Annotated in this window: 12 protein-coding genes; 3 read left to right on the top strand and 9 right to left on the bottom strand. The window is 52.7% G+C overall.

Annotation, left to right across the window (positions count from 1 at the left end; all coding sequences use genetic code 11):
• Positions 1–6 precede the first annotated feature (6 nt).
• Positions 7–963 (top strand): GTPase, encoded by a 957-nt coding sequence (gene yjiA, locus N6G83_RS39475; RefSeq protein WP_024531184.1) that lies wholly within the window; start codon positions 7–9, stop codon positions 961–963.
• A 157-nt stretch (positions 964–1,120) separates the two neighbouring features.
• A complete protein-coding gene (locus tag N6G83_RS39470; RefSeq protein ID WP_211135785.1) occupies positions 1,121–2,350 on the top strand; it encodes a lysozyme inhibitor LprI family protein in 1,230 nt (409 codons plus the stop codon).
• A gap of 791 nt (positions 2,351–3,141) precedes the next feature.
• On the opposite strand, the gene N6G83_RS39465 is transcribed toward N6G83_RS39470, so the two are convergent.
• Genes N6G83_RS39465 through N6G83_RS39455 form a run of 3 tightly spaced genes read right to left on the bottom strand, consistent with a single transcriptional unit; the run spans position 3,142 to position 6,790 of the window.
• Positions 3,142–4,326: a M20 family metallopeptidase gene (locus N6G83_RS39465; RefSeq protein ID WP_021807871.1), complete on the bottom strand. Its 1,185-nt coding sequence runs from the start codon at positions 4,324–4,326 to the stop codon at positions 3,142–3,144.
• Entirely contained in the window at positions 4,319–5,566 is a 1,248-nt protein-coding gene (locus N6G83_RS39460; protein ID WP_211134684.1) for a Zn-dependent hydrolase, read from the bottom strand. The genes N6G83_RS39465 and N6G83_RS39460 overlap by 8 nt, the downstream gene beginning before the upstream one ends.
• A gap of 3 nt (positions 5,567–5,569) precedes the next feature.
• Positions 5,570–6,790 (bottom strand): hypothetical protein, encoded by a 1,221-nt coding sequence (locus N6G83_RS39455; RefSeq protein WP_074028415.1) that lies wholly within the window; start codon positions 6,788–6,790, stop codon positions 5,570–5,572.
• Positions 6,791–7,236: 446 nt separating this feature from the next.
• Here N6G83_RS39455 and N6G83_RS39450 point away from each other — a divergent pair, with 446 nt between their 5' ends.
• Positions 7,237–8,550: an FAD-binding oxidoreductase gene (locus N6G83_RS39450; RefSeq protein ID WP_211134685.1), complete on the top strand. Its 1,314-nt coding sequence runs from the start codon at positions 7,237–7,239 to the stop codon at positions 8,548–8,550.
• Positions 8,551–8,577: 27 nt separating this feature from the next.
• Here N6G83_RS39450 and N6G83_RS39445 read toward each other — a convergent pair whose 3' ends face one another.
• The 6 genes from N6G83_RS39445 to N6G83_RS39420 form a co-directional block, all read right to left on the bottom strand.
• A complete protein-coding gene (locus N6G83_RS39445) occupies positions 8,578–9,258 on the bottom strand; it encodes a hypothetical protein (protein ID WP_029711913.1) in 681 nt (226 codons plus the stop codon).
• Positions 9,259–9,266: 8 nt separating this feature from the next.
• Positions 9,267–10,856 carry a fimbrial protein gene (locus tag N6G83_RS39440; protein ID WP_074028412.1) on the bottom strand — a complete coding sequence of 530 codons (1,590 nt, stop codon included), beginning with the start codon at positions 10,854–10,856 and terminating at the stop codon, positions 9,267–9,269.
• A gap of 14 nt (positions 10,857–10,870) precedes the next feature.
• The gene (locus N6G83_RS39435; RefSeq protein ID WP_139102325.1) at positions 10,871–13,333 is read right to left on the bottom strand and encodes a CS1-pili formation C-terminal domain-containing protein; all 2,463 of its coding nucleotides are present in this window, start codon (positions 13,331–13,333) and stop codon (positions 10,871–10,873) included.
• A 136-nt stretch (positions 13,334–13,469) separates the two neighbouring features.
• Positions 13,470–14,153 carry a hypothetical protein gene (locus tag N6G83_RS39430; RefSeq protein WP_024530871.1) on the bottom strand — a complete coding sequence of 228 codons (684 nt, stop codon included), beginning with the start codon at positions 14,151–14,153 and terminating at the stop codon, positions 13,470–13,472.
• Between the two features lie 65 nt (positions 14,154–14,218).
• Entirely contained in the window at positions 14,219–14,815 is a 597-nt protein-coding gene (locus N6G83_RS39425) for a common pilus major fimbrillin subunit EcpA (protein WP_024530872.1), read from the bottom strand.
• Positions 14,816–15,017: 202 nt separating this feature from the next.
• On the bottom strand, positions 15,018–15,596 hold the full coding sequence (locus N6G83_RS39420; RefSeq protein WP_024530873.1) for a LuxR C-terminal-related transcriptional regulator: 579 nt from the start codon (positions 15,594–15,596) through the stop codon (positions 15,018–15,020).
• Positions 15,597–15,935: the final 339 nt, after the last annotated feature.

Genomic DNA, 15,935 nt, shown 5'->3' with positions numbered 1-15,935 from the left:
CCAGGCATGAAACCCATTGCAGTCACCATCCTGACGGGCTTTTTGGGCGCGGGCAAAACCACCCTGCTGCGCCACATTCTGAATGAAAACCACGGTTACAAGATTGCCGTCATCGAGAACGAATTCGGTGAGGTGCCGATCGATAACGCGCTGATTGGCGACCGCGCCAGCCGCATCACTACCCTCAGCAACGGTTGTATCTGTTGCAGCAAATCCAACGAACTGGCAGACGCGCTGCTGGATCTGTTGGACGGCGTCGATCAGGGGCAACTGGAGTTTGACCGGCTGATTATTGAATGCACCGGCATGGCCGATCCCGGCCCGATCACTCAGACCTTCTTCTCGCACGAAGTCATCGGCCAACGCTTCCTGCTGGACGGGATTATCACGCTGGTGGATGCGGTACATGCCGATCAGCAGTTGAACCAGTTCACTATCTCGCAGGCCCAGGTGGGTTATGCCGATCGTATCCTGCTGACCAAGACCGATGTGGCAACGGATAACGAAGCGCTGATCCAGCGTTTGCAACTGATGAACGCCCGCGCACCGGTATATAAGGTGACACACGGTGATATCGATCTCGGCGTGCTATTTGATATCGAAGGCTTTGTGCTTAACGATAAGCTCAACCTGGCAACCCCCGTTTTCCGCCGCATTCCGCAAGCGCAAAATAATATCCAGTCAATCGTGGTGTATCACGACCAGCCGCTGGAGCTGATGCAGATTTCCGAAGTGATGGAAGGCTTATTATTGAAGTTCGCCGATAACCTGCTGCGCTACAAAGGGATTTTGTCGATTAAGGACGAACCGCGCCGCCTGCTGTTCCAGGGAGTGCAACGCCTGTATAACGCCGACTGGGACCGTGAATGGCTGCCGGAAGAAGAGTGCAAAAGCACGATGGTGTTTATCGGCATCGATTTGCCGGAAGATGAAATCCGCTCTGGGTTTGCTGCGCTGGGTTGATGAGTTGGGGGGCGGTGTTGGGTGTTAGAACTGCCAACGCTGTCTTTCTTACCATGGAGTTATTGCATAAACATAATAAAAGCACACCTAATATATTGTATAGATGCAATAAAGTAATATGGAGCAAAGTTAAAGACCCAACCAAAAGGAACTCAGCATGATCGCCAGGCTTCAACGCGCTAACTCTCTCCGTGATACAACATTCGCCGGCCATCCTTTATCGCGCTTGTTGCTCTGCCTGAGCCTGGCGTTCGGGGCCAATACGGCGGTGCAAGCCGCTTCTTTCGATTGTGAGAAAGCCACCAGCGATATCGAGCATAGCATCTGCAATAGCCCAGACCTGAGCAGCCTCGACAGCCAACTGACCGAAAATTACCGGTTAGCAATGGCAAGCCTGCCAAGTGATCAGGCCGACGCATTACGCGCCGAGCAGCGTAGCTGGTTGAAGCAGCGGGATGCCTGCAACGGTCAGGAAAGTTGCCTGAGCGATTTATTTAGCCAACGCGCCGCCCTGTTGCAGAATACCGCCAAGCAGGCCGCCTCGGCACTAGATAACATCATTGCCAGCATTCCGGCAGACCCGGTTACAGCGGCACAGCAGTTGCAGCAGTATCGCGGCCCGCTGGCCTCCGCCTGGTTGATTTACCTGCATCAGTTTGCCCCCACCAGCAAGGTCACGGATGCCGAGGTAGAAACCAGGCATCAAAGCGTGATCAAGGCGATGAACGACGACACATTCTCCCAATCAGTGTTACGTGATATCGAAAACGATCCCAAAACCGGCCATGATGTTGCAGTTTTAACGCTATTGCGCATGACCATTGAGCGAGCCGGGTATGAAAATGCCGATGGCCGCCCCTATGTGCATTGCTTCATCTTCAAACAGCAGGGCGCAGCGGCTTATGAAGCCTTTGGGGCATTATATGGATCGTCTCGTGATTCACAGGCCCCCATTTGTTCACCGCAGGGCGATCTGTTTGAACGACCAGCCTGGCAGCAACTGACCAAGTCAATAGAACCGATGATTGGCAAGGCCAGTGAGAATTCCGGTACCATCCGCTTTGCCAGCTATGCCGATTGGGCCATGTTCCGCCTGCGCGCCACCGTCTCCCCCGAGGATTTCCTTAAGCCAAGCCAGCGCACGCCAGCCACGGACGATCCTGCACAGCTAATCCGCAGTTGGTCTGACGATAAAGTTTGGCCGAAAGAACAACGCGAGCAGTTGCTTGTCGCCATTGAACCAACACGTCTGGCGACCATGGGCTGGTTGCAAACCGAGAAGCATTTCTCTGCCAGCGATGCGGCTAAAGCCGCAGATGCGATAGTGAACACCTGGCTCAGTGACAGAATGGACTTTATCGGCGAGATGAGCGGACCGGAGGACTGATAAGTTCCGTGATGCCCCTCACCCTAACCCTCTCCCGAAGGGAGAGGGGACCGAATGTGCCACGGAATAACTCCCACATCTGATCTCAATACCGAGAATGCTAAACAGCGAAGCATGCGGTGACACAGGTTAGTTTCTGTACCTGACTACAGCGCCGTACTGGCTCCCTCTCCCTGTGGAGGAGGGGACCGAATGTGCCACGGATTAACTCCCACATCTGATCTCAATACCGAGAATGCTAAACAGCGAAGCATGCGGTGCCATAGGCTAGCTTCTGTACCTGACTACAGCGCCGTACTGGCTCCCTCTCCCTGTGGAGGAGGGGACCAAATGTGCCACGGAATAACTCCCACATCTGATCTCAATACCGAGAATGCTAAACAGCGAAGCATGCGGTGACACAGGTTAGTTTCTGTACCTGAGTACAGCGCCGTACTGGCTCCCTCTCCCTGTGGAGGAGGGGACCGAATGTGCCACGAATTAACTCCCACATCTGATCTCAATACCGAGAATGCTAAACAGCGAAGCATGCGGTTCCATAGGCTAGCTTCTGTACCTGACTACAGCGCCATACTGGCTCCCTCTCCCTGTGGAGGAGGGGACCAAATGTGCCACGGAATAACTCCCACATCTGATCTCAATACCGAGAATGCTAAACAGCGAAGCATGCGGTGCCATAGGCTAGCTTCTGTACCTGACTACAGCGCCATACTGGCTCCCTCTCCCTATGGGAGAGGGTTGGGGTGAGGGGCAATCACCGCACTCAATGTTGCCCAATAAAGCGAAGGGGCTTAAAACGCATCCTGCTGCAAGTAACTCCAGGCATACTGCGCATACAGCTCCGCGCCGGTCGCCATCACGTCTTCATCGATATTGAAGCAGCCGTGATGGTGCGCCCAATCGGTGCCTTTCTCCGGGTTGCCGCAGCCCAACAGGGCAAAGCAGCCAGGGATATTTTCAATAAAGAAGCTGAAGTCCTCGCCGCCGGTCGTCGGTTTTTCGGCAAACAGCACCTCGTCGCCGAAGGCCGAACGCACCACCGATTGTGCCAGCAACGCGCTGCGCTCCTCGTTGATCACCGGCAAAGTGCCGTAGGTGTATTCCACCTGTGCGGTCGCGCCATAAATGGCCGCGGTATGCTCGGCGTAACGCTCAATCGCCGCCTTGATACGCTCACGTGCCTCGACGTTAAAGCAGCGCACCGTGCCGTCCAGCACCGCATTTTCAGCAATCACGTTAAACCGGGTGCCGACTTCCATTTTGCCAATGGTCACTACCGCTGACTCTAACGGAGAGGTTTCACGGGAAACGATCGCCTGCACGTTCATCACGAAGGCAGAAGCGACAACCGCAGCATCCACACAGGCCTCTGGCATTGAGCCGTGGCCGCCGCGCCCTTTGAACTTCACCTTCAGCAAATCCGCAGACGCAAAAGTGGAGCCGACATTACAAGACACCTTGCCCGATGGGCTGGTGGTCCAGATATGCATGCCAAACGCGTTATCCACGCCCTCGATTGCCCCCTGCTTCACCATTTCACGCGCGCCTTGAGCAATCTCTTCGGCAGGTTGGAAAATCAACCGCACGTTGCCACGCAGGCTCTCACGGTTTTCATACAGGGCTTTCGCCGCCGTCAGCAGCATGGCGGTGTGGGCATCGTGGCCACAGGCGTGCATCTTGCCGTCGGTCTGCGATTTATAACTTAATGAGTCGTTGAGTTCCTGCACCGGCAACGCATCCATATCGGCGCGTAAGGCCACAGTCTTGCCTGGCTGCCCACCCGTAATCTCGGCAATCACGCCCGTTGGCGTCGTCAGGCGATAAGGAATACCGATCTCCTCCAGCGCTTGCGCCACCTTCTGAGTGGTGCGCACCTCCTCCCAAGGCAGTTCAGGGTGAGCATGCAGATCGCGACGGAACGCAATCATCGCCTCCACGTGGGCTTTTATGGATTGCGCGATAGCTTGATTAGTCATAACTGCTGGCCTCTGTGATCTCTTTTACTGTCTGAAAAATAACGTCGATACCTTTCTGAATTTGCTCATAGTCGGTCCACTCATCGGGGTGATGGCTCAGGCCGTCCTTGCTGGGCACGAACACCAGCCCCACGTCGGTGATCCCGGCAAAAATCATTGCATCATGCCCGGCTCCGCTGACCATGGTCCGGTGGCTCAGGCCCAGCGCTTCGCTGTGTTTTTGTAGCTGGCTGTGGATACCGCTGTGCAGACGCGTTGGCTCTACCAGCAACGGTTGTTCAATCTGGCAGGCGATCCCTGCCCCGGCCTGCTGCTGGATACAGGCCTTGGTCTGCTCGACCACCTGTTGCAGCTTATCCAGCCGCTTGGAACGGATGTCGACGGTGAAAATCACCTTGCTCGGTATCACGTTCGCTCCATTAGGGAACACCTGAATTTTCCCCGTAGTGGCGACCGTTTCATCACCGGCCTCACGGGCAAAATCGCCAACGCGGGCGATCACCTGGCTGGCGGCCACCAGCGCATCGTGGCGGCGATCCATCGGCGTGGTGCCCGCATGCCCGGCCTTACCGGTGATGGTGACAACCAACTGAGTGATACCGACGATCACGTCTACCAGGCCAACGTCTAACCCTTCCTGTTCCAGCACCGGCCCTTGCTCAATATGCAGCTCGATAAACGCCTTGAGGGTTTGCGGCTCCCGCACCACGCTGGCCACCCGATCGGCATCAAAACCCACCTTGGCCATGCATTGTGCTGCCGATTGCCCCTGACTATCCCGCAGGCGATGCAACTCTGCAGCATCCACCTTACCTGCAATCGCACAGGAAGCCAGCAGGCCACGACCAAAGCTGGCCCCTTCCTCTTCCACCAGCGCCACCACTTCTAGCGGGTAACGCGGCAATAATCGATGTTCTTGGAACAGCTTGGCCACTTCCAACCCCATCACCACTCCGGCAGGGCCATCGAAAGCACCACCGTTGGGCACCGAGTCAAAGTGGGAGCCGATCATCACGCTCGGCAATGCCGGGTCCTGCGCCTGACTCTTGCCGAAGATATTGCCGATGGCATCCTCACGTACGCTGAGGCCCGCCGCCTCCATCTGCGCCTTGATATAAGCCCGCGCCTGTTGGCCTTGTGGGCTGTAACTCATACGCGTCGTGCCTTCGCCCGGCGTAGCGGTGAACTCGGCCAGTTGTTCCAGGTGCTGCTGAATACGCAGCTGATTTGCATAGCTCATGACTTATCCTGCGATTGGGGTGATGTAACCGACCATAACGCCCGCCAGCACCACGGAAACCATCGTCACGGAAATAAATCCGCCGACCAGCATCGGTGCCAACATATGGTGCGTCAGGATCTCACGCTCTTTTTCGTCTTTGGTCAGCGCTGTTATCGCTTCGTTAGTGATGATGTAATCCGCCGGGAAGCCATACATCGCCGTCAGGGAGATCGCGAAGGCCATCTCCATGCTGACGCCAAGGAATTTACCCACGATCCACGAGACGATAAACATGCCCACCACCGCCACGGCGATCAGCACCAGCATCGGGAATACCAGCCGCAGCAGCATTTCCGGGGTTGCTCTGTTCAGGGTGTCAAAGATAAACAGCATCAGCCCCATCACCGCAAATCCGAAGCCGTTGGCCTTCTGCAGCGGCTGTTTTTCCAGGAAGCCGATCGTGGCGGCCACTACGCCAAACAGCAAACACAGCACGAACGGACTGATGGTGACCACCGGGGCCAGCAGGTCCGATACCAGATAAGCCAGATAGCCTACCAGCGCCAGGCGCAGAAACTTGAAGTAGCTGGTGTTGTAATGGGCCGGGATCAGGCCAAACATACGCGGCATTTTTTCTTCCGCGCTGACCGTGGTTGGCATTTTATCGGCTGGCAATTGCGTGGCAGACTCGTGCCATTCGCCATTGCGATATTTTTGCAGCACGCGTTTACCTTCCCGTTGCAGCATGATGGCAGTTAACGGATAACCGGCAAACCCTTGCATTACGTAGATCAGGATAGCGAATACCGAGAGATCGACCAGGCCCGCACTGGCTGCCCCCTTCGACATGATCAACGCCGAAACGATGCCGCCAACCAATGGTGGAATGGTCACGATGGCGGTATTCATATCAAACATCAGCATACAGGCCGCAAACACGGCGGCGATAATGCCAGCGATCCCCGATAGCGAGATCACAATGGTTTTCCATTGCCGCATCAGCTCAGGCACCGAGAGCAGCGTCCCCATGTTGGTGATCAGCAGATACATCAGCATCACCGCTACCGCCGGTGTGATACCGGCCAGGCTGACGATATCCTTCGGGAAAAACGTCCAGTAGCCGAACAGGAACAACACCGCACAGACAAATACAGAAGGGATCCAGGCTTTAGTACGCACGGATACCGCATCTCCCAGGTATAAAATCACCATTACAATCAAAAGCGCTAACATCTGTGACATAGAATATTTCCGTTCTTATATTTTTTAGAAATCCGTTTAGGATAGTTAAATCCACTAAGTTACAATGATAATGTAGTTAACAACTCTGTCATTTCGGGAAGGGATAGCCGATTTTCAGAACAAAACCTCAGAAAATGGGTCATTCTCACCAATTCCGATACTAAACAGCTATGGCTGGGGAATAAAGGAAAAAATCAGAAATAAATCTGCTGAGTGACCTTAATTTCTGCCATAGAGGCTCGCCCAGATTGTACTCCCCGGCCAATTGGCAAACTGCGGCAATCCAATGAGGCGCCTCAATGCTTAACGGTTGCTTATAAATAACTTACCGTCAATAAAAGGGGGTAAATGACCAACGGCTGAATCTGCTGGTTCAGGCTAGCGAAATGTTTTATAACCCTATTTAGTGACCTTGAGTGGCAAACATTTTGAAAAGGACCTTGAGTTTGAAATATGCATCGGTACCGTTAAATCAAAACCAAAATGGTTGGTTAAAACCCGATCTGCGCCCCACCGTTTACCCAACGCTGATCGGCGATACCGAGGCCGACTGGGTCGTGGTAGGCTGCGGTTTCGCCGGGATTTCCTTCGCCAGAAGGCTGGCTAACCACGATCCCAAACTGAAAATCATCATCGTTGATGCGGCCTGTGCGGCGGAAAGTTCTTCGGCCAGAAATTCAGGGTTTATTATCGGCTTACCTCATAATATTGGCAGCTCGACGGCGGAGTTGAAAAAAGCCCAGTCGTATCGATCTTTATTACAAGAAGGGATCAATCAATTAACCCAGCAAATTGAGCAACAGGGGATCGAATGTGAATGGGAGAATGCCGGGAAATATCACTGCCAGGTTGATGCCGCTAATCAGCGGGTGCTCAAAGAGTACACCGATAATCTCGATGCCATGAACGAGCCTTATCAAATAATGGATAAGGAAGCGCTGTATAGAAAATTGGGTACGCGCTTTTATAATAAGGGCATCTATACCCCAAGCTCGATCCTGGTTAATCCTGCCAGCCTGATCGTTGGCCTGGCAAATAATCTGCCGGACAACGTAACGATGTATAACCATACCCCGGTGATGGCGATCCGCCACGGTAGCGTGAAACACGTAGTCACCTCCTTTGGCACGATTAGAACGGCCAACGTGATGTTAGCCACCAACGCCCTCTCCAGAGAGCTGGCCCCGGTCACCAGTCAGCAGGCGGCAATGGCCACCTTCGCCAGCATCACCGCGCCATTAACCGCAGAGCAACGCCAAAAGCTGCCAACCATGAGCAGTTGGGGGCTAACGCCGGTCAACGCAATCGCCGGGGCAACGGTGCGCTATACCCAGGATCACCGTTTCCTGATCCGCCAACATGTGACGCCAGCCTTGAATGGTCGGATCACCGCTGCGCAGACCTATCAGGCAACCCTGTTACATCAGCAGATTTTCAACAAGATTTACCCGCAGCTGAGGGATGTGCCGCTGACAAGTACCTGGTCTGGCACCATCAGCGTCACCCGCAATGGCGCGCCGGTTTGGGGCGAGTTGAAGAAAGGTATTTATACCGCCGGAGGTTGTAACGGCGCAGGCGTGTCCAAGCAAACCATTGCCGGGACGTTATTGGCGGACTATGCGCTGGGGATCGACCATCCGCTGATTGGCGCGATGCAGGAACTCGGTAAGGCAAATTACCTGCCGCCTTCCCCGGTGCTGGATATTGCGATTGGCGTTTCTTTGATGAAAGAGCGCTATTTGGGGCGCAAGGAAGTTTAGCTTTGGTGGTGAACTGGGGTGGGGGTACTATCCCTGCCCCTGTTCGAAGCACTGCTCCCCCAGCCGTAGGTACTTGTTAAAGCCAACAATAAACTTGCGATTCTGCCCACGCAGATCGGCACCTCTGTAGCTTTCCCCCGGCAACAGATTGAACACCTTGGCGGTGTCATCCTGCCCGTCGCAGCCTTGATGGATCATCACGCGGAAATAGGTATTGCCGGTGTTTTTCAACACCCCGGCCTGCGGATCATAGTGATAAGTGAAACGCATCTTGCGCGGGCGAACTACCATGATGGTATCTAGCGCCATGGTCGGGGATACCAGCGGTGTCTTGTCTTCCCCCTGCATCTCCATTAAGTTGGCCGGGATCTCTTGGATCACTATGCGATAATAGCGCTCGCGCTCGTCCGCCGGGCCGCGATAGAAGATCTTGAAATATTCCCACGCCCCCGGCTCCAGTATTTTGCGCAGTGGGGTATAGAGCAGTTCGCCCTGTTCTAGCGGCTGAGGCTGTTCGTCAACCCCCGGTTTGGCTATCCGATAGGCGCCGATCACATACAGATTGGTCTCTTTGGTGTTGTTAACAAACTGGCGCGAGAAGAAGGGACGATCGCTCTCCAGAGTAAATACGCCGGAAGAGAGATAAACCGCCTGCGCCGGGAACGCCAGCATCAGCCCCGCTAGCCACCCCCCTAGTCTTATCGTCATTTTCAATCCTAATGGATATCAGGGCCGGTCCAGACCGCCCTGACCCTTACCTCACCGGTGGCGCTGACAATCCCCATCCAATCCCGCCCATCCAGGGTCCACATCGAATTGCCCTCATTCATCGGGAAGCTGAGAGACAACTCGGTTCGATAAAAGCTGCCGTCGTTTTGTGAGGGAACCGGCCAGGCGGTTCTTACCCAACGCGCCGCATCCAGGCTGATAGGAACATCATCACAGCTGGCACGCGTGCGGACAACTTGCCCAACGTTATCGGTATAAGCCAGATAGGCCGAGAACGGCACCCTAAGCTTACCGTCGGTGGAGGAAAAGACGCAGTACGGGCGCCCATTGACCTGCCCTGCCGGACCGTAAACCTGCGCGGTAATGCTATCGGCCTGCCTTGGGCCAGAGGTAGTCAAAATATAGTCGAACACGATCGGCGGTTCTGTGCTGCCGACTTTGCCTTCACGCTTGGGATTAAGTACCAAGTCCTTGGAGATAATGCTAATCCCATAATCGCGCGGAACCAGCAAGATAGTGTTCGAAGGTGAAAATTCGTAATATCCGGACTGCGGCGCCACCGTACTGGTGAACAGGAAAGTGAAGAAGTCCTTGCTGTGGCTCAGATCCACTCCCCGATCGATCAGGTTCTTCAGGAAGGTCTGCGATAAAAAGACATAAATACCGCCGTTACCGGCTTTGATCAAATTCGCCGCGTTAGTCGTGGCGCTGTAGTTTACCCAACCACTGGCACCATCGGCACTCAGGCGAATGGTATTTGCCGCAGGCGTAAACCCAAGCGCAGCAGTGTTGAGCTTCATGTTCATGCGCATCGGCGAAAGGGTACTCCCCTGCATCTGATAAGACACCAGCTTACAGATCGCGCCGCTCAGTGAGCCAATGTAGCCCACAGAGCAGAACTGAGAACCCGTTCCCATCACCGGATTGCCATTGCTGTCGATAAAAATTTCCTGCAGTGCGTTGGTAGATTCCAACCGCAAATTACCCGCTTTGGTGATGGTGAACTCATGGCTGGTCTGCGAGCCGCCAACGCTGACGCAGCTTTGCCCTGCGGCAGGGTTGTAGTCCGTGCGGGTAGAGCAAAAACGGTATTTATACGTCTCAGTCAAGCCTACCGACACATTTTTAAAATACTCATAAGCCGAATCAGAGAAAATACCACGCCCATAACGCGCTTCGCCGTTGCTGGTGTTAACCGCCACGTGATAAACACCATTATCTCCAATATAGCCCGGCAGATAACCGTTCGAGGGGCAAGCACTACCATTATTCATACAGCGGTTACCGATAAATGGCCGAGCGATGGGAGAATCCTCCAGCCAGATATCGGCGAACGAATTGGTCTGGATCAGCCCGGTATAGCCCATATAGCCCAAACTGCGTTGATCGCCTGACGCATATTTGGTAAATGCGTTGGCACCGCTGAAACGGGGATCGGTGCTCTGAGGCGTGATGAAATACTCTCCATCCACCTGATTTTCGATAAAGAAATAACTGTTGCTCACGTTGGCCGCCTGGCTAGAGAAGGAAACCAACATCAGCACCCCAGCCAACTGGCAAATATTACGCCGTTTCATGTCAAACCCTTTCCTCATCGTTGTGCCAGAATGGTCTGCACGTTGCACACCACATCGCCGACCCACTTCACGCCCTTGGCCTTGGCCAAATCCAGATCAACCTCGCAAATGCCATGATCTGGCATGGTCAATGACACGCTCGGGTAGCGTTTATCAACGTCCATCTGGAAGGCGCCCGTCGCATCCGTAATGGTTTTACCGATGTGGTTACGCACAGCGGCATTGGCGATCGCCCGGCCATTCTCCATGGTCATCCGGCCGAACACCGTCACTAACTGTTTCACTTCCGGCTCATAAACGGCGACGTTGCCCGGATACAGCGTGACGTTGCGGGTGCGCCCCTTGACGATGTCAAAGCTGTCCATCGAGTTTTTGTCGTTCATCAGTTCAACCTTGTAGCTTGAGTACGGCGGCAACGGGATAAAGTTATTAGCACCGCTCAGCGGATAGCTGCGGCCATCGATCTGAGCCGACAGCACCGCATCGTCGATGAAGCCGGTTTTTACCAACACCCCGGACTTCTCCTGAATACCGCTGGCGGCGAAGTTCTTATCACTGTAGGCCACCGCACCGCGCGCAGTCAGGTTGCCATTGAGGCGATTGTTGTCCGGCCGTGAGAGCGACAACGTGCCCACACTGTATTTGGTATCGAAGGCGGCATAGCCAGAGGCCGAATAAGCGCTGTCACCGTTGTGCTTATCCTTGACCAGCTTGGCCAGGTTGAAACCGGCAGAGGTAAACGCCGAGTCATCGAAGCTCTTGTTGGCGGCCAGATTGGCCCGCACGTTGCCATTGTTGGAAGACACACCGGTGCTTAACCAGGCGGCCAGCGGCAACGAGAAGTCCAGCGAGATATAGCGCTGGTTGGTGCTGTTGGACTGGTAATCATAGCGATAACGCTGGATACCGGCGCGTAGGTTGACCGTGCCATAACGCCCGGAGAACAGCGCCGTGGAGTATTCCAGGTTGTTAGAGGTGCTGCGATCGCGCTTATCTACCGTGCGGCTCAGCGTAAGCTGACCACCACGTTCAAAGAACCGGCTCAGGCTAAGGGTGCCGCCATAGGAATAGCTGTCCGACTCATAGACCGGCAACCCCTTACCGATATGGCTCTTTTCCCGGTTGGCCCACACACTGCCGAAGCCTTTCGGTAGCATCAGGCTGGCGCTTAAAATATTGCGGTAACGCCCGCCCTGTGACAGCAACCCCTGCCAGCCCAAGCTCGCGAACTGGTTCACGTTGAGGTTGACCGAGGTTTCATTCACCACCTTCTTGTCGAAGGTATAGGTCGAGGTTTGCACTGCCAGGCCAAATATCGCCGGGACCGAGGCGATCTTGAGAATTTCCGGGATCGACATCGCCGCCGACGCCCCAGCCAGATAGGTTTCGTTGGTGGTGCTGTCGTTGGTGCGGTTATTGCGGTTGTCGTAATTAACATATCCGCCATATAGCTGCCAGTTCAGTTCTTGCGCCACGCCATTATTGCCAGAAAAGGCTTTGTTGATTGTCTGGCGCATACGCGACTGGGTTTTGCCGTCGATCACCACTTCGACATCAACGTCATAAATCCCATACGGCAGGCGGCTGGTATCGACCTCAAAGCTGCCCATCGGGAAGTTCTGAATGTTCAACAGACGCCCCTGCCGGTAGATATGGACTTCACCCGCGCTAGGTAAGAATACGGTAATTGGCGTCAGCGAATATTGGGTATTCTGGATCTTGGTAGCGGACTTATTGCCATAGGTGACGCCATACACCTTGCTGGAGTTAAGTGCCGACAGGCTCCCCAACGATTGCAGGTTCCAGGTGTCAACCAAGCCAAATGCCAGACGGCGCCCGCTCATATCCCGTTCATACATGGCACGGTAAAGCTGAGAATCCTGTTGAGACTCCCCAATACCGTAAAACGAGCCGTTCACATTGAAATGATGCTCCGCGAAGCCAAAGGTATTATCCAGGGTCAAATAGTTATTCGAGGTGTTCTCACCCTTTTTTAACTGCGAGCGGTAAACACCGAGATCGTAATTCAGCACCGAACTGAAATGCGGCACCGAAGAGATCCCCAGCAAACTCGTTCTTGGGATAATGGAAGTCCCCAAGCTTTTTTCACTCACGTCCAGCGTCAGTACAAATGAACGGATATTCAGGTTCAGATCGGCATCGGACGAAACGGCAATATGGGTATTTTGATCAAAGAAACGATCTTTCAGACCGCGGATCAATGTCTGGGTCGTCTCCGCCAAGGTTGCCCCTTCAGACTCTTCCGCCAGCGTAATATCTCTTATCATCAGGCGGCCTTTTTCCAGCACCACCAGCGCATCCGCTACCTTTTGTTTTTCTTGTTGATCGCCGCCTTTGTAACGTAGCAGTACAGGAATGGTCATACCTTCGGTCAGCGCCTGACCAAATACCCCCGGGATAAGATAATTTCCTAAACGAACATCCTGTAGGTTTCTGGCGTTAGCCTGCATAGACATCAGAGCCGCAGCGATACATAGCGCTACGGCCTTGGTTCTTGTCCTTAAGATGAAATTATTACCCATTTGCTTCCCCAAATAGCTTCCCTACTCCACACCTGGAAAACACGTACGATGCAGGCAATGGGTAAAGAGGCTATTTCACGTTGATATAATCTTCGTTGTGCCAAATGCCAACGCTGAGTTTTTGATTATTGATATCAACAAATTTCAAATGCACGCCGAGTCCTGGCATGACGTAATAACGCTCACGGCATCCTTTCGTTTTCTCTTCACTGGTTTTTGCCTGCTTACAGGGGCCAAATGCCACCACGCGGAAAGAGCTGTTACCGGTGTTATACGCAACACCATCTCGGTACTGATAATCGAACTTGTCCCTCCGTGGTGTGACGACCATAATGGTACTTATGGTTGCCGAGGTGGTTGCCGAAGCGGCTTTTTTGGTCTTTGACAGCCCCTCTTCGGTAACCGGATTATCATTCCAGATTAAACGGTAATAACGCTCCTTATCGTCCTTCGGCCCGGAATAGAAAACGCGGAAAACATCTTTACCTTTGCCTGGCAAAATCAGGTTGGATGGCGTGGCCATTATTTCCTGCTTGCTCTCCATTGGGATCACTTTGCCACCTTCCATCGGGGAGGAAATACGCTCGACCCTCAGGCTGACCAGACGGGCATCATCCACAGTATTAATCACCTCCTTGGCGATAACGCTCTGGCCAGGGGAAATGATTGATGTAATCTCGCCAACGTTAATTGCACCGGCGTGAGTACAATAAAATAGTGCTGAGCACATCAGCGTAGGAAACCATCTGTTCATCATGCGTTCCATAAGGACCGGGGCTATTCACCCCGATCCTGATTACGTTAAGACAACAAAATCGCTTACAGGGTGGAGAAAGTACCGTCCCAGGTTGCTGTGAATTCAACGTTTACGTTGCCATCCCAGTAACCGTCGGTCAGGTCTTTGAACGCAGTGTCAGTGCCGGCAACGGTTGCTTTAGCGATCTCAAAGGCGAACACGCCCTGAGTGCTGGTACGGTTAGCACCAGCATAAGCGCCTGGTACGGCCAGTGCAGACAGACCTGCGCTGATACCTGCAGAAGTATCGATCATCACCATCTCGCTGCTTTCAGACAGTGCTTTGCCATTCCACTTAACGCCAACGGTCAGTGCAGAGTCATCGCTTGCGCGGCTCAGGGTGTTGGAGATGATTTTAGAGGTCAGTTTGAAATCACTCGCGCCAGACTGGCCAGCGATGGTGATATCGAACGCGCCGTCTTGAGAGTTAAAACGCTCCAGACCTTCTGCATAATTAAAGGTCAGTGACTTTATCGGGGTAACAACCAGCATACTGCTGGTATCTTTAATAGCTTTTGCATCCCAAGACGCTGTCGCGTTCGCAGTACGAGTGTCCGCATTAGCCAGATTAATTGTTCCCAACGCTGAAGCTGCAATCAAAGCCAGAGCTAACTTCTTCATAAAATTTCTTCCTTTATTTATATCAATTAATTTCCCGCCAATATTTACTGGCGTGGCACAATAAATGCGACACAAGGGCGCATTCGAAAACTAACATTTTCGAAAAGGTCCTACGGCAATTAAATAATGAAAACCCTGCGATATACAATTACCGCATATTTTATTTCGTTTAGATAACCCTATGACAATAGGTAGTTATAGTTTATCTAACAGAGTGATAGGCACGAGTGAAAATATCATTCATTTTAGTCAACCCCATCTTGCCCAAAATATTATGGCGCAGGGCATAAACTGTTTTAGGACTAAGACGCAACCTGTTGGCGAGATCGCCCACGGTGACACCATGGATCAGAGTGCGTAATAAACATATCTCACGCGAAGACAGCCTGACTTGCGATGTTGAAGAAACCCGCTCCCCGGCAATAACATGATCGATTTTAGCAAAAATGTCACTGGATGCCCCCGTTCTCTGGATCACAGAATCAACCTGCCGAAACATGCTCTTATAGTAATTTGCCAAGGGTAACAGGTAACTATCGGTGACCAGCACAATGCGATTACAAGCAGAATACATTAGCCAGTCCTGCTCCAGAAAAAGGCGCAGGTTAGCCAATTGAAAGTCAATAAATACGACTTTTAGCTGCTCTGGGGAAGTATTAACTGAGTCACAGTAGCCTACGATACCTTCACGGAAATACTTATTGGTATCTGGCCAGGTTAAAGGTCTTTTTGAGCGAGCACCGCCCTGTGGGGGATACCCACAATCTACTATCTTTAGCATAAGACTCCCTTCCTTTCTTCATCATTTACCAACTCCATTACGCCGTTGGATGAGCAGAATACTATTTACTGAAACTAAGTTATTTCTTAATTTCCAAAACAATATTAATGGCTAAAAACAATTATTCAAAATCGGTTAAAACGATCGCGAATGACCATATTCATCGATAATACCTATCAAGTTGTTATTATTCATCCTGAAGATTCCTAGGATTAACAGTATATATTTTAGTTTAAAACGTTAATTAGGAAGCTCACAATGGACTAAGAATATTCTTCAATAATCCACACATCACAAATAAGCTTTTTCTTAAAAAATGCTGGCACAGCAGTAGATAAA

It is taken from the genome of Serratia sp. PL7 (assembly GCF_945957435.1).
This window is presented reverse-complemented; position numbering and strand designations above follow the sequence as displayed.

Excerpts from the sequence above, each read along its gene's own strand:
- yjiA (WP_024531184.1), top strand. The coding sequence starts at position 7 with ATGAAACCCATTGCAGTCACCATCCTGACGGGCTTTTTGGGCGCGGGC.
- N6G83_RS39470 (WP_211135785.1), top strand. The coding sequence starts at position 1,121 with ATGATCGCCAGGCTTCAACGCGCTAACTCTCTCCGTGATACAACATTC.
- N6G83_RS39465 (WP_021807871.1), bottom strand. The coding sequence starts at position 4,326 with ATGACTAATCAAGCTATCGCGCAATCCATAAAAGCCCACGTGGAGGCG.
- N6G83_RS39460 (WP_211134684.1), bottom strand. The coding sequence starts at position 5,566 with ATGAGCTATGCAAATCAGCTGCGTATTCAGCAGCACCTGGAACAACTG.
- N6G83_RS39455 (WP_074028415.1), bottom strand. The coding sequence starts at position 6,790 with ATGTCACAGATGTTAGCGCTTTTGATTGTAATGGTGATTTTATACCTG.
- N6G83_RS39445 (WP_029711913.1), bottom strand. The coding sequence starts at position 9,258 with ATGACGATAAGACTAGGGGGGTGGCTAGCGGGGCTGATGCTGGCGTTC.
- N6G83_RS39440 (WP_074028412.1), bottom strand. The coding sequence starts at position 10,856 with ATGAAACGGCGTAATATTTGCCAGTTGGCTGGGGTGCTGATGTTGGTT.
- N6G83_RS39435 (WP_139102325.1), bottom strand. The coding sequence starts at position 13,333 with ATGTCTATGCAGGCTAACGCCAGAAACCTACAGGATGTTCGTTTAGGA.
- N6G83_RS39430 (WP_024530871.1), bottom strand. The coding sequence starts at position 14,153 with ATGAACAGATGGTTTCCTACGCTGATGTGCTCAGCACTATTTTATTGT.
- N6G83_RS39425 (WP_024530872.1), bottom strand. The coding sequence starts at position 14,815 with ATGAAGAAGTTAGCTCTGGCTTTGATTGCAGCTTCAGCGTTGGGAACA.
- N6G83_RS39420 (WP_024530873.1), bottom strand. The coding sequence starts at position 15,596 with ATGCTAAAGATAGTAGATTGTGGGTATCCCCCACAGGGCGGTGCTCGC.